The 14,392-nt window shown below is 59.7% G+C and carries 10 protein-coding genes and 1 pseudogene; 6 read left to right on the top strand and 5 right to left on the bottom strand.

Going from position 1 to position 14,392, the window contains the following annotated elements; translation table 11 throughout:
• From HR9077_RS16835 to HR9077_RS16825, 4 genes and pseudogenes are all read right to left on the bottom strand, one after another.
• Positions 1-2,220 (bottom strand): response regulator, encoded by a 2,220-nt coding sequence (locus HR9077_RS16835; RefSeq protein ID WP_136068366.1) that lies wholly within the window; start codon positions 2,218-2,220, stop codon positions 1-3.
• Entirely contained in the window at positions 2,217-4,460 is a 2,244-nt protein-coding gene (locus HR9077_RS16830) for a hybrid sensor histidine kinase/response regulator (RefSeq protein ID WP_136068364.1), read from the bottom strand. The genes HR9077_RS16835 and HR9077_RS16830 overlap by 4 nt, the downstream gene beginning before the upstream one ends.
• Before the next feature lie 235 nt (positions 4,461-4,695).
• Positions 4,696-4,929: pseudogene (locus tag HR9077_RS22505) on the bottom strand (transposase); the annotation flags it as partial.
• A gap of 294 nt (positions 4,930-5,223) precedes the next feature.
• Positions 5,224-5,991 carry a Crp/Fnr family transcriptional regulator gene (locus HR9077_RS16825; protein WP_136068362.1) on the bottom strand — a complete coding sequence of 256 codons (768 nt, stop codon included), beginning with the start codon at positions 5,989-5,991 and terminating at the stop codon, positions 5,224-5,226.
• A 787-nt stretch (positions 5,992-6,778) separates the two neighbouring features.
• Here HR9077_RS16825 and otnI point away from each other — a divergent pair.
• The 6 genes from otnI to HR9077_RS22500 all read left to right on the top strand — a co-directional run bounded on the left by otnI (position 6,779) and on the right by HR9077_RS22500 (position 13,102).
• Entirely contained in the window at positions 6,779-7,456 is a 678-nt protein-coding gene (gene otnI / locus HR9077_RS16820; protein WP_348532935.1) for a 2-oxo-tetronate isomerase, read from the top strand.
• 278 nt (positions 7,457-7,734) lie between these two features.
• Positions 7,735-8,712 (top strand): ABC transporter substrate-binding protein, encoded by a 978-nt coding sequence (locus HR9077_RS16815; protein ID WP_136068359.1) that lies wholly within the window; start codon positions 7,735-7,737, stop codon positions 8,710-8,712.
• A gap of 2 nt (positions 8,713-8,714) precedes the next feature.
• Positions 8,715-10,415, top strand: coding sequence for an ABC transporter permease (locus HR9077_RS16810; protein WP_136068357.1), 1,701 nt, complete (start codon positions 8,715-8,717; stop codon positions 10,413-10,415).
• Positions 10,403-11,431, top strand: coding sequence for an ABC transporter ATP-binding protein (locus HR9077_RS16805; RefSeq protein ID WP_136068356.1), 1,029 nt, complete (start codon positions 10,403-10,405; stop codon positions 11,429-11,431). Before HR9077_RS16810 ends, HR9077_RS16805 begins: the two co-directional genes overlap by 13 nt.
• On the top strand, positions 11,431-12,510 hold the full coding sequence (locus HR9077_RS16800) for an MBL fold metallo-hydrolase (RefSeq protein ID WP_244613316.1): 1,080 nt from the start codon (positions 11,431-11,433) through the stop codon (positions 12,508-12,510). The genes HR9077_RS16805 and HR9077_RS16800 overlap by 1 nt, the downstream gene beginning before the upstream one ends.
• Positions 12,467-13,102 carry a histidine phosphatase family protein gene (locus HR9077_RS22500; RefSeq protein ID WP_136068352.1) on the top strand — a complete coding sequence of 212 codons (636 nt, stop codon included), beginning with the start codon at positions 12,467-12,469 and terminating at the stop codon, positions 13,100-13,102. The genes HR9077_RS16800 and HR9077_RS22500 overlap by 44 nt, the downstream gene beginning before the upstream one ends.
• Here HR9077_RS22500 and HR9077_RS16790 read toward each other — a convergent pair.
• Positions 12,987-14,240, bottom strand: a complete 1,254-nt coding sequence (locus HR9077_RS16790) for a cation:proton antiporter (protein ID WP_136068350.1) — start codon at positions 14,238-14,240, stop codon at positions 12,987-12,989. The genes HR9077_RS22500 and HR9077_RS16790 overlap by 116 nt on opposite strands.
• Positions 14,241-14,392 lie beyond the last annotated feature (152 nt).

The raw sequence follows: 14,392 nt of genomic DNA, 5'->3' as shown, positions 1-14,392 counted from the left end.
CTAGATACCGGTGTTGATTCCCTCGAACAGGGCGCGAGAGCGAGCGATCACTCTCGCGCCCTGATGGCTTATCTGCTCCAGAAAGATATCGGCCTGGGGAGGACGGGATTCACGGAATCGCTCGATACACGCCAGTAGCGAGCCGGATCCCAGATTGCCTGCCACACCTTTCAGGCTATGCGTGACCTGGCGCACGGTCTCGTCGTCATCGGCCCAGTAGGCACTCGTGAGCTGACAAGTCAGTCTTTCAATATCATCTACCGCCGCATCCAATAGCATCTTCCGACGATTTAGTGGCAACGACTCGAAAATGGCCCTGAAATGGCCTTCATCCAACAATGTGGATTCCTGATCATCAACTTCGCTGGCCATGGCATGCCCGGAAACCGGCCCGCCTTTCTGATCGGCATCCAGTGCCGTCCTATCCGAAGCTTCACGATCACCGGCACTGGAAGTCTCGATGGATGCGTCAGCACTTGGTGTCGATGACAGGAACCTGGGAATGTGTCTTTCAAGCATTTCGACCAGGACCTGACGCTTCAATGGCTTGGTCAGGGCACCGGTAAACCCCTGCTCCATGAAACTGGCAAGCTCTTTGCGATTGGCATAGGCCGTGACGGCAATGATAGGCAGTCCCGCGAAGCGGCGAAACTGACGAATCTGGCGAGTCGCCTCGAGGCCTGACATCCGGGCCATCTGAATATCCATGAATACCAAGTCATGGTTCGCCTGTGTGACGCGCTCGATTGCCTCATCGCCGTCACTGGCGAGATCGACCCGACACCCCAGGTATTCGAGCATCTTCAACAGCACGATACGATTTGTCTCGATATCGTCCACGACCAGAACGCTCGGAGGATACCCTTCATGAACACGACAAGCCTGCCGCTCTGCCCCCTCCTCGGCGACGCCATCTTTCGAGCGTGCGCCTTGCACGTCCCCCCGAGGCTCCTCCAGAGGAATCCTCAGCTCGATGCCCGAGTTGGTCGAATCCTGCCAAGGTTCGATCACTGCCTCGATTGAATCCGCGATACGCCTCAGCCACCGGTCCCTATAATATCCCAAGGCAGTGAGCGGTCCTGCGTCGATATCGCACGACAACCGGGTCACCAATGCCCCGCCATCCCTGAATACCTGTGCATCGACACGCGCATGCCCTTGCGAGAGGCGACCGATCTGGGCATCCAGTATCTGCTTTAGCCTGACGGGATACAGATAAAGACGAGAAGGCACATCGGCATCGATTGTCAATACTGGGCGACTATCGGCTCGTCCTGCGAAATGCCCCCAGAAACTGAACAATGTACTGAAGAAACGTTCGATATCCACGCTTTGTGCCGATGATTCCAGGCCTTCGCCTTCGTCTTCGGCATTGGCCATCTCCACGATATCTTCGATATGTCGCTGAAGCTCTTCGGCCGATCGCTTGGCAATTCTCAATCGGTCAGCCTGTTCATGGTCAACCTCTTCCAGTGAAAGCAGGTCGAGCATGCCCATAAGGCCATTCATGGGCGTTCGAACGTCATGACTCATGGCAGACAGAAACCGGGTCCTGGCAAGGTACGCTTCCTCCGCTGCATACCGACTCACTTCCAGCTCCTCGCTCAACCGAACCAGTTGTTTGACACGGCGATCGGCAATCAGGGCTAACGCCCTAGCCTTGCGGTCCGCGGCACGCTGCTCGGTGATATCCTGTACCGTCCCCAACAAGGACTGAAAGCCCTCGTGTTCATCATTTTCACGCCTGATGACCCAGCGCAGCCAACGCACGTCGCCATCGCGCCTGATACGAAACTCATAGGTGAGATCCTTCCCCGGCTCCCCGGTCTCGTAAAATGCCGCTTCCAACTTTTTGACTCGGTCGCGATCGAGAGGATGGATCCTCTCTAGCATGGCGCTTTCGTCGACCTTGACCCCCGGAGCAAGGCCCAGCAGTCGATAAAACTCCGGCGAGGTCGAAAGGGCCTTTCCGCGGTCACGATGAAAGCTGGCAATACGAGCAGTACGCTGCGCTCTGAGCAAATACAGGCTTTCCCGGTCGAGGCGCTCTCGCAACTGCGACTCACGCTCCATGAGTTGCTCATTGGCCTTGATCAGCTCTCGCCCGCGACGCTCCAGTATTTGTTCGGCTTCCTCCCGCGCCAGTTCCGCACGCTTTAGACGACGACGCAGACGCTCGATAGTCTGTTGAGCGTTCTGGTCTTCAGATGACCGGCTCATGATTTTGGCCCCTGTAAGCTATCGGAGTGCGATGACTGTCGTGACGTCTCTTGCTGGCTCAATGCACACAGCAATGAATGGACATGCGTCATACTCAGCAAAGCAAGACTTTCTCGAAGGAAAATACAAATAGCGTGCAAAGTTCCATTATCTTCCGCCTCTGCCTTCGCATAAAGAGTCTCCAAGATCCTCTCGACCGCTTTCCTGTCGCCGGTGAGCATCCTATCTTCCAGACGCTCAAAAACCATACCGATAGACAGCAGGAATTCAAAATTAGACGACTTGACCTCCCCATCACCCCGCCGCTCATCGAGGACTCTCTCCAGCGTGGTGAACAGGGTTTCACGATCGAGTGGCTTCTCGATTATGTCATCGAACCCCACCGAATCGAACTCGACCTGTACGTCGACTCTGCGCTCTGCCGTGTAAGCGATGACGGGCACATTGCAAAGCGGCGGGGGTAACAAGCGAATAAGGCGGACACAATTCAAGCCATTCAAGATCGGCATTTTGCCATCCATGAGTATGGCATCAAAGGTCGAAGCCAGTAACTCTTGCAAGGCTTCAAATCCGTTTCCCGCCTCGACACAAGCGGCTCCTAGCAAACGCAACTGCCCCTCGGCAATCAGCACATTGGTTTTCGTGTCGTCAACGATGAGAACATGAGGCTCTCTCTCTTTTATACGGGGAAGGGTATCAACTACCCCACCCCCCTTATCTCTATCCTCTTTATCATCGACCCGTGGCAATGAAACGCTGAACCAGAAGCGGCTGCCCACGCCGGGCTCACTGATAACACCTATTTTTCCGCCCATGGCTTCGGCAAGGCGACTGCAAATGGACAGACCCAATCCTGTCCCCCCAAAGCGGCTGGCTATTGATTTTTCAGCTTGCTGGAAAGGCTTGAACAGTTTTTCCTGATCCTCTACGGCGATACCTATACCGGTGTCAGAAACCTCTATCAACAGGTCTTGACACTCTGAACTGAGTGAGACTTCGACGCCTCCACGTACGGTAAACTTGATTGCATTGCTTACAAAATTGGACACTATCTGCTGTATCCGAACGGGATCACCTTTAACCCATAGAGGTCCCGCCACAATGCGCTTTAGACCAATACCCTTATCCCTAGCAGCCGACTGAAAGAGATCGGTCGTGCCTATAACGATTTCACTCAGATCGAATCTGCACGGATCAAGATGAAGGTTTCCACTCTCTATCCGAGTATGGTCAAGCACATCGTTGAGCGTTGACATAAGGGCCTGCGAGGCGGTTCGAATAGTGTTGAGCACCGACACGTTCGGACGAGCGTCGATCCGTTGGTTTTTAGCTTTTTCCTCCACCAACATTTCGTCCAACATGCTTATTACACCACTGAGCGGCGTACGGATCTCGTGGCTCATGGTTGCCAATAGCATTCTATTGGCTTCCGATTCTGCAACGGCATCGTCACGAGCAACGATAAGCTGCCTCGCTATCTCATTTTCAGCAGTGCAGTCATGTATAACGCCAAACAGTGATACAGGCACTCCCTCTTCGTTTAGCTCGACATCACCCCTGACATCAACAGTGCACAAGTCACCATCTGGATGCTTCAATGATGCCTTAAAATAAAAACCTTCTTTATTGGCCAATGCCTCAGCCATTACTCTTTCAATCCGCTCTCTATCTTCAGGAATATAGGAATTTATAGCATCGTCCAGCGTAACGTAAGCACCTTCTTCAAAACCATGAATGTGGTAAACACCACGTGACCATTGGATTTCCTGAGTCTCAAGTGAAAGCCGCCAATGACCTAGCCCAGCTTTCTGCTCAGCCTCATTCAACATCCTGAGACTTTCTTTGAGCTGGTCTTCTATGTGTGGAAAATTTTTCATTGGCGCCAGCGAAACTATAAACCCCTTACCGCCTTCCCCAGCAACATTTACATACTCAACATTAACACTTATACAAAAACCTTCTTCCTCGAAACTGCTCCAAAGAATCTCCCCCTCGACGGCCATGCCTTTTTTACGAGCGATCTCGAGAATTTCACGACTCTCCCCCCCTTCTAGACTGGCGGGGTTGGTCACGACATCATAGAAACTCCTACCTACCGCGTAGCCTTCGGACACCCCCAGCAACTCCCAGACACCTTGCGTCCCTAAGCAAATGACACCTCGATCATCAAGTATCATTAACGCATGGGAGGTAGCCCCCTTAAACAGGCTTTCCAACACTCCACCATTTTCATACACCATGCGCCTTCCCCATATCTAAAAACAATCTAGAGACAAAAACACTTATCACCATCCCGCCATTCAACAAATACTTCTTAACGACCACACAACAGCCAATGAGCTTTTGAAACAATCTAAAACGCCCCAACTCAACCAACATTATTTATTTTCCACATTTCACGCCGCCACCGTCACATGCTCACTCGAGGCTCATCAGCAACCATAATGCATCTTGATTTCATATACTACGCGTGTGGTCCCGTTCTTCTGATACACGCTTCAAATCAACCTTCAAGCACCGGCTCTCAATTTGAAGGTCAGTGTTCTGCTGCTGATGCTCTTCCGGCTTGGCGTAGCGCTTTATTCACTAATACAGGCTGTAGCCCGAAACGCCCAACCGGGCGGCAACTTCGGCGACGGGATGCCCTCGCTCCGTCAGCTGTTCTGACGGCCTCTATCTTGAATTCTCGGTGTATCGTTGACGGCTCATAAAACCTCCTAGCGCCTTCAGTATAATGCCTGGAAGTGTCTACGAAACACGGGGCGCTTCATCTCATCGCTCAAGCCCGCCGCTCATCTCGGACTTGGCACCCGCGGCGTTGAGTTGGATCAAGGTCACCGCGCCTTGGTGCGCTAATCTGTTACTAGGCATGGTACCCACGGATGAGGCATCCAGGGAACGTTGACTAGGGGATGCACCGGCGAGGGTGTCGGTGGAAGTTGTTCAGGAACGTAAACCATTAACTCGGCCTCATGGGCGGGTTTTGTTTTGCCTGGTGATCGGTCAGGCCGGCTCGAGGCTGGGTAGAGCCTCCGTCAGTGAGGGGTTGAGTTGGTCCGTCAGCTTCATGGGGTCGAAGGCGGATATCTCAAGCAGCCGGTCGAGGTCCTGGATCTGAATGGCCTGGCGTGTCTTGCGCAAGAGGCCTTGGGCTTCCATTTCACGAAGGGTGCGACTGACGTGCACGGTGGTCATTCCGAGTAGCTTGCTGAAATCCCGCTGTAGCAACGGTACCGAGAAATCCCGGGAGACGGAATCGTCCACGCGCTTGAGGCGGAAAAACAGCTCGAGTACGAAGTGAGCGATTCGTGCTCGGGCGTCATGGCGCAGGATATTGACCAGACGTTCGCTGATGATGGCTTGTTGCCGGGCGGCGGCGGCATGTATGGCCAAGGTGAGCGAGGGGGATTGCTGGAAGATGTCGAGCAGGCGCTCGGTGGGGAAGGGACAGACGACCCCGCTGGTCAGCATGACGACATCGGTCGAATGAGCCGGGAAGGTGAGCTCGCGAATGCCTAACAGGTCCCCGGGTAGGAAGACGTCCAGCACTTGGGCCTCGCCACTCTCGGACTGGTGCATGCTATAGGCCCAACCGCAGCGCAAGGTGTACAGGGTGCGAGGCTGTTCCGTAGCTCGCCAGAGCATTTGACCCTGGGCGACCCGTTGGGTTGACTGTTCCAGTTCGGCCAACAGGTGCTTGTCGTTATCTGAAAGCGCCAGGAAGTGCATGAGGTTGTCTGAGACGCAGACTTCATGAGGGGCCGTTACCATGGGATCTCCGTTCCGTGGACTGCGGGTTGCAATGTAGGTGGATGCCCGAGGCGTTGCAGCGCCGGGTGGTGGCTCCACACCCAAACCATGGACCCTGAGCGAGAGGTTGGCAAATGGCTTAAGAGCACATTTCAAAACACTAATAGTGCGGATGCCGGGGAGGTTGAAGCAAGGGTCTTTCGCCAAGGCCGGGAAGTAATCCTGTCCATTCCGGCATTTCCGCCATCCCTGGCAGTCAGATGGAGAAAGTAGCGCCCAAGGAAGGGTTTACAGCGCCCTTGCGAAAACCTGCCCCGGCAGCAGCACGCGGTTGTGAAACGCGTTCTAAATCGATCGACATCACCGTTACGTGTGTGGTCCCGGGAAGTTACCGCCTCGCATGGTCAACGATGGGAGCTTGGCATAGGAGGAATGACGATGCCAATCTTCGGATGCATTATCGAAGACTTCACCGGCGTTCCGGACAAGGGGGAAAATGCCGATCAGTGCCGGCATTCGCACCCTGTCCACCGACGACAGGGCAAATTCTACTTCAAGTACTGCTCGACCTTCGATTCCATGCCCAAGATAACATCTTCCCGGTAACCGACACGCTAGTGGAGGCGTTGGCGAGGTGGAAATCGATGAACGATGACAAACCTTCGACACCCCGCTGGTAAGCCTTGCCTGAAGGAGAGTTACGCATGCCCCGCTTTGCCGCCAATCTGTCGATGATGTTCAACGAGGTGCCCTTCATGGGGCGCTTCGCAGCAGCTGCGCGAGCGGCTTCGAAGGAACCGGGTTCCTGTTGCCGTACGATTTCGCACCCGAAGCAATCGCCCACGAGCTGAAATATCATAGTCTTCAGCAGGTCTTGTTCAATCTTTCGCCGGGAGACTGGAAGGCTGGCGAGCGCGGGATCGCGGCCTTGCCCGGACGTGAGATCGAATTTCGCGACAGCGTCGAGACTGCACTGCACTATGCGACCGCGCTCGGCTGTCCTCGCGTGCATGCCATGGCCGGGCTTGCGCCGGAAGATGTCCCGCCGGAGACGCTACGCACCGTCTACCTCGACAACCTACATCATGCGGCTCGCCGCTTCGCCGAATACGGCATCGAGCTGCTGATCGAGCCCATCAACACCGGCGACATGCCAGGGTATGTCCTCAACCACCAAGCCGAGGGCCGCGCTATTCTTGCCGAGCTAAACGAGCCCAACGTCAAGGTGCAGATGGACTTCTACCACGCCCAGATTATGGACGGAGATATCTGGACAACCTACCAGCGCCATCACGCGGACGTGGGACATATTCAGATTGCCAGCGTCCCCGAGCGCCACGAACCCGATACCGGCGAGGTTAATTATCCCTGGATTTTCGCGCAGCTGGATGCAGAGGGTTTTGATGGCTGGGTCGGCTGCGAGTATAAGCCACGTGCCGGGACACAAGCGGGGCTTGGATGGCTTGAGGCGTGGAAGCGTCAATAGAGCTGAATGCTGTTCCTGAGTGCATCACGCTCATTGAATTGATGATGGTCAGAATCAACGTAGCGAAAACTCACCTTGGAGGCCAGCCGGTTTCTGGGGAAAGTCATCAGAAGCGGCGGCCGCCTTCTCCGAGGCAGATTCATCTCGAAGCTCCGGGCAGGCGATAACGTCTGACGCACCGTCGCAATCAATCCGCTGCGTGTCGAAAGCTTACTGTCTCGGTGTTGTAGTCTTGTGACCGTACCTTGGTTGTGAACCCAGCCAAGAGGAACGCTGCAATGACGTTTTCCACAGCCAAGGCGATGATGGCCGCCGCGCTGGCATTGCCACTGATTGCCCAGGCCGATGAAACGCTGGTGCTCTATACCAGCCAGCCCAACAGCGATGCCCAGCAGACCGTGGACGCATTCGAGCGAGCCCATCCGGACATCGACGTCGAATGGGTCCGTGATGGCACCACCCGCCTGATTGCGCGCCTGCGCTCGGAACTGGCCGCCGGCCTGGTCAAGCCGGATGTGCTGCTGATCGCCGACACGGTCACCATGGAATCGCTGAAGCAGGACGGCTACCTCCAGGCGTATCTGAGCCCCGAACGGGAAAGCTATGACCCTTCGCTCTACGATGCCGAAGGGTACTACTACAGCACCAAGCTGATCACCACGGGCATCGTTTACAACACCGGCGCCGAGTTCCAGCCGACCCGCTGGACAGACCTGGTCCGCCCCGAGCTCGAAGGTCAGGTCACCATGCCGAGTCCGCTGTATTCCGGCGCGGCCCTGGTGCACATGGCGACCCTGATGGAGAACCCGGATCTGGGCTGGTCCTACATCGAGCGGCTCGAGGAAAACGGTGCCGAAGCCCAGGGCGGCAACGGCGGTGTCTTCAAGGCCGTTGCCAACGGCAGCAAACCCTACGGCGTCGTGGTCGACTTCCTGCCCATCCGTGAAGCCGCCAAGGGCTCGCCGGTGGAGTTCGTCTTCCCGGAAGAGGGCGTCAGCGCGGTAACCGAGCCGGTGGCGATCATGAAGGGGGCGTCGAACCCGACCGCCGCCCAGGTCTTTGTCGACTTCCTGCTGTCCGAGCAAGGCCAGACGCTGGTGCAAGTCCAGGGCTACCTGCCGGCAAGCGACCGGGTGGCGCCTCCCGCGGGGTTTCCGCCGCGCGACAGCATCAAGCTGATGCCGCTGGACGCCGAAACCGCCCTGGAAGAGGCGGAAGCCAACAAGGCCCGGTTCAGTGAACTCTACGGCAACTGATCATGCGAATTGCGCTATCCAGAGGCAGCCAGCCGAACTGGCTGCTTTCACTGTTGCTGGTGACGATCACCCTGCTGAGCCTGACGCCCAGCCTGCGCCTGGCGGTGTCGGCGATGTCGCAACTCGGTCTGGGAGAGCAGTCGCCCTTTTGGCAAGTGATGAGCGCCGCCTCGACCTGGCGCGCGCTGGGCAACAGCCTGTACACCGCCACGCTGGGCGCGATGGTGTCGCTGCTTCTGGGCGCGATATTCGCCTACGGCATTACGCTCACCAACGTGCGCGGCAAGCAGTGGCTGGTGTTCTGTTTCATGTTGCCGATGATGATCCCGCCCCAGGTCACCGCGCTGAGCTGGTTGCAACTGATGGGGCCGGCGAGCCCGCTGCTGAACACGCTGGGCATCGCCCCACCGCTGGGAAGCCCGCAGCCGCTGTATTCGCCGGAAGGCATTATCGTGCTGCTCGGGATCCAGAGCGCACCGCTGGTATTCCTGGCAATGCGCACCAGCCTGATCAACCTGCCGGCCGAACTGATCGAAGCCGCACGGATCAGCGGCGCCTCCAGCCGCCGCGTGTGGCGTGACATCGTGCTGCCGTTGAGCCGGGGCGGCATGCTTGCCGGCGTGTTCATGGCTTTCGTGTCGAACCTGGGCAACTTCGGCATCCCGGCGATGCTCGGCATTCCGGACGCCTACTACGTGTTGCCGACACTGATCTATCAGCGCATGGCCGGCTTTGGCCATTCGGTCCTGCAGGAAGTCGCCAGCCTCTCGGTGCTGATTGGCGCGCTGGCTTTGCTGGGTGTCGCGCTGCAACAGCGCATGCAAAGACACAGCCGCTATTCGTTAACCGGGCACGGCGGCAAGGCGCACGATCTCGACCTTCGACAATGGCGTCCGCTGGTGGAGGCCGCGTTGGCGACGGTCCTGTTGATCATACTGGTGTGCCCCTTTCTGGCCCTGGTCGTCAGTTCCCTGGTACCCGCGGTCGGTGTGCCGTTGACGCCTGGCAGCGTCACATCCGCGGCCTTCGATGAGATGATCAACCATCAGGGCGCCACCCCGAGAGCCGCTCGAAACAGCCTGATGCTGGCCGGTGGCGCCGCCCTGGTCATCATGGCCTGCGCGCTGCCGTTGGCCTACCGGCTGAAGCGGTTGCCCGAGCGCATCCAGACGCTGGTGGTGACGCTGATCGAAATCCCCTACGCCCTGCCCGGCGTAGTGCTGGCCATAGCCTGCATCCTGTTGTTCGCCCGGCCGCTGCCGGTCATCAATGTGGTCGTCTATGGCTCATTGTGGATCATTTTTCTCGCCTATCTGGTGCGCTTTTTGGTGCTGGGTCTCCGGCCCGTGATGGCAAGCCTCGGGCAGTTCGATGGCGCTCTGGAAGAAGCGGCCCAGCTGGCAGGAGCCGGCACGCTACGTCGTCTGGTCGATATTCTCCTGCCCTTGCTGGCACCCGCGGTATTTGCCGGCGGATTGCTGGTTTTCCTGGTCGCCCTGAACGAGATCACCGTCTCGGCACTGCTATGGAGCGCCGGCAATGAAACCCTGGGCGTGCTGATCTTCAACCTGGATGAAGGCGGCGAAAGCGTGCTGGCGTCGGCCATATCGGTACTGGTGGTGGTGTTCGTGGCCCTGTTGATGGCGCTGCTGAACCTGCTCGCACCCAGACTGCCAAGAGGGGTGATTCCGTGGAGAACCTGACCCTGGATCGTCTAGTGAAGCGATTCGGCAATGAAACCGCCGTCGACGGCCTATCGCTGACCATTCCCGAGGCGGCCTTTGTCGCCCTGCTGGGGCCGAGCGGGTGCGGCAAGACGACGATACTCCGTCTGCTGGCCGGCTTCGAAAAGCCGACCTCCGGCTCGATTCACCTGGGCGATCGGCGGCTCGCCGACGCGCGAACGCAATGCCCGCCGGAGCAACGCAACATGGCGATGGTGTTCCAGTCTTACGCGCTCTGGCCGCACATGAGCGTGGCCGAGAACGTGGGTTACCCGTTGAAAGTACGGGGCACATCCGGCAACGAAGCGGCTGGGGCGGTGCGCGCCGCCCTGGCGCAGGTGGAAATGGAACGCATGGCCCAGCGCCGGCCGGCGGAGCTCAGCGGCGGCCAGCGTCAGCGCGTGGCGCTGGCTCGCTGTCTGGTGGCAAAGCCCCGGGTGGTACTGCTGGACGAACCCCTGGCCAACCTGGACCGGAACCTTCGCGACACGATGGAAGGCACCTTCCGGGAATTTCATCGCCAGACCGGTGCGACCCTGGTCTATGTCACGCATGACCAGAGCGAAGCCATGTCGATGGCGGACTACATCGCCGTGATGCGCGATGGCCGGCTGGCGCAGTGGGCGACACCGGAACAGCTGTACCAGCAGCCGGTGGACGACTGGGTAGCCCGGTTCATCGGCCAGGGCGCCGTAGTGCACATTGCCGATGCGGAACCCTCGGGCTGGCTGGATGGCCACGTCATCATGCAAGCCATGGAGACGAGCTTGCCCAAGATCAGGCCCGTCCTGCTGCGTCCCGAGCACATCCGGATAGGCGCCGATGGCTTGAGCGCCGAGGTAAGGCAGTGCGTCTACCGGGGGGAACGCTATGAACTGACGCTCAGCCTGCTGGATGGCCAGCCCTTGAGGGCCTGGCATCATTCGGCGCTGGCGACGGGGCAATCGGTCCGGGTCCGGTTCGACAAGGGCTGGTCCTTGCAGAGGGCCGCCTGATGAGTCAGGTGGATATCCTCAGCGGACTGGGGGGCAAGTCCAGCGCGGCGATTCGTGTGCGGCACCAAGGGCGCTCATTGTTGATGGATGCCGGCGGTCCGCTTCACCCGCAGGAGCGTTGCGACTGGGTCCGAGAGACGGGGCCGCTCGATGCCATACTGATCAGCCACGACCACCCGGACCATATCGGCTCCGTGGCCAGGCTTCCCTGGGGGATCCCCCTGTACTGTACCCCCGAAGTGGCCACCGCCCTGCCACCCGGCAGAAGCTGGCGGCCGCTGCCGAGGCAGGGTTCCCGCTCTATCCTGGGCATCGAGGTGACAACGGGCAGGGCGGGACACTCCCATGGCGGGCTCTGGTTGCATCTGGACGTGGGCGACGGCCTGTTCTATTCCGGCGACGCATCGTTCGAATCCCTGCTGTTTCCTTTCGATCCGCCGCCGCCGGCCGGCACGCTGCTGCTCGATGCCTCCTATGGCTTGTACGACACCGGCCAGCGCCAATGCCAGCAGGCCCTATGGCAACAGCTGACACGCCCGACGGTACTGCCGTTGCCGCTTTCGGGCCGGGCGATCGAGCTGGCCTTGTGGCTGTTGCGGATGGAAAAGACCCAGCCCATCGACTGGACGATGGATCGCCATTGCCACCAGATGGTATGCCGCTGGACCCAATGCGACCCGGATGCTTTTCGGCCCGGGCTCCCTGACGCGCTGCAGCGATTGGCAGACCGCAGATGGCCCGAGCACGCCCCGACCATGCTGGTCGCCGACCGGAACGATGGCCATTGGGATTGGCCCGGACGCCGCTTGCTGCACACCGGCTACCTGACGCCAGACCGGCGAGAGCGGGTCGCCGCCGGACTGGAGCATTGGCAACGCTGGAATGTCCATCTGCGTGCCGGTGACCTGGTCCGGTTGCGCGACACGCTGGGCGCCCGACGACTGGTGCCCCTGTTTACATCGCTGACACAGACGGCGGCCTGGCGTGACCGGCTCGGCCCCCAGTTGCACACCGACTCGGTCCTGGAATTGAACGATGCCGTTGAGACGAAGCCCTTTCATCTTTCTGCGCCACGGTGAGACCGAGTGCAATGCGCGCGGGGTCATCGCCGGCCGAACGGACAGCCCGTTGACCGAGACCGGCCGGAACCAGGCCCGCATGGCGGCAGAGCGGTTGCGACACCAGACATGGGGCCGAGTCGTCTGCGGCTCACTGTCGCGGACCCTGGACACCGCCATGTTGGCCGTACCCGGGTCCGAGCCCTTGGTCACGCCCGGGCTGAACGAACGAGACTGGGGCGAGCTCGAGGGCCGGCCTCTTGCGCGACTCGTTTCCTACACGGACACGCCTCCCGGCGGGGAGCCATGGGCCCCGTTCGAGCGGCGAGTCACCAAGGCCTTGAACGATATCCTGGACGAGTGGGATACGCCCCTCGTCGTGGCGCATTCCGGCGTCTACCGGGTCATCTGCCGACACCTCTTTGGACGACCGGACGGGCCGCGCATTGCCAATGCCGAGCCGGTCGTCATTCGGCCCGGCGTATCGGGATGGCAGCTCACCGCCCTGGCTTGTTCTCCTCGGCTTCGGCCAGCGCCGCCTGCCGGCGATCCAGCCAGTTCATCAGCGCCGCCGACAGTATCCCGTAGGAAAAGACCGACATCAGGACGATAAAACTGACCAGGGCCCAGGCCGTATCGATCTGGGCGAAGTTGCCGGCATTGGTCGCGTAGGCGAGATAGAAGAACGAACCGACCCCGCGGATACCGAACAGGCTGACGATGATCCGTTCGCAGCTGCGCAGGCGGGTACCGAGCAGGCTGAGCAGGCCGGCCAAGGGGCGAATGATGAACAGCACGACGAGCGTCGCGATGACCATCGGCCAGGTCAACTCCTCGAGCAGCGGTCCGGCGAGACTGCCGCCGAACAACACCAGCAGTGTCATCATCAGCAAGTGCTCGGCCTGTTCGATAAAGCCGTGTAGCCGCAAGTGGTAGCCATGCCGGTCGTCGTGGCGGCGCAACACCATCGCCGCCACGAAGACAGCGATGAACCCGTAGCCATGGATGAGTTCCGCCACGGCGTAGACCACGAAGATAATCCCCAGCGAAGCGAAGCCCTGCCCGGTCCGCGCGATCGTGCGCTTGCCGATACGGAACACCACCGCCCCCAGCAGGCGCCCCATCAGCCAACCGGCCGCCAGGCCCGCACCGCAGCGCCACAGTCCGTCGACGGCCAGCCAATGCCAGGTCCAGTCGCCCAGCGCGCCGTGCGCGGCGAGACCGAGCGCCAGCATGGTGAACGGGAATCCCAAGCCATCGTTGAGGCCGGCTTCGGAGGTCAGGCTGAAACGCACCTCGTCTTCGGTAGCCTCGCGGGGTGGCCCCACGCGCACGTCGGCGGCCAGCACCGGGTCGGTGGGCGCGATGACGGCCCCGATCAGCACGGCTGTCGCCCAGGGCAGACCGAGATAGACCGCCGCCAGCATGGCGCAAGCGGCAATGGTCAGCGGCATGGCGATGCCCAGCAAACGCCAGGTATTCGTCCATCGCCGCCAGGCCCAGGACTTGTCGATACTCAGCCCCGCCCCGGCCAGCGAGACGATGATGGTCAGCTCGGTCAGCACCGACAGCGTGGCCGGGTACTCGCGCGGGCTCAGCCCGTCCTCGCCCAGTAACATGAATCCGCCGAAGCCGATCGCCACGCAAAGCATCGGCAGGGTCAGCGGCAAGCGCGATATGAAGATCGGGAACCACGCCACCAGCAGAATCAGCAGCCCGAAACTTCCCATGATGAGGATCTGTGCGTCCATGCGTGTCCTTCGAATGACAGGGCTCGTGCACGCCTTCCTGGCGCACCCGACAATCTCTGCGCGGCCATGGCCTGGCCCCCTGGTGCACCGCCAGCGGGCGGCTGCAGGAAAACGTCCGGCTCCACGCCCGACCGGCGCCGACGATCGCCCGC

This window comes from Modicisalibacter radicis (genome assembly GCF_900961225.1).
In the GTDB taxonomy this organism is placed as follows: Bacteria; Pseudomonadota; Gammaproteobacteria; order Pseudomonadales; family Halomonadaceae; genus Modicisalibacter.
Note: the sequence above shows the minus strand (reverse complement) of the source record. Positions and strands in the feature narration are given on the sequence as shown.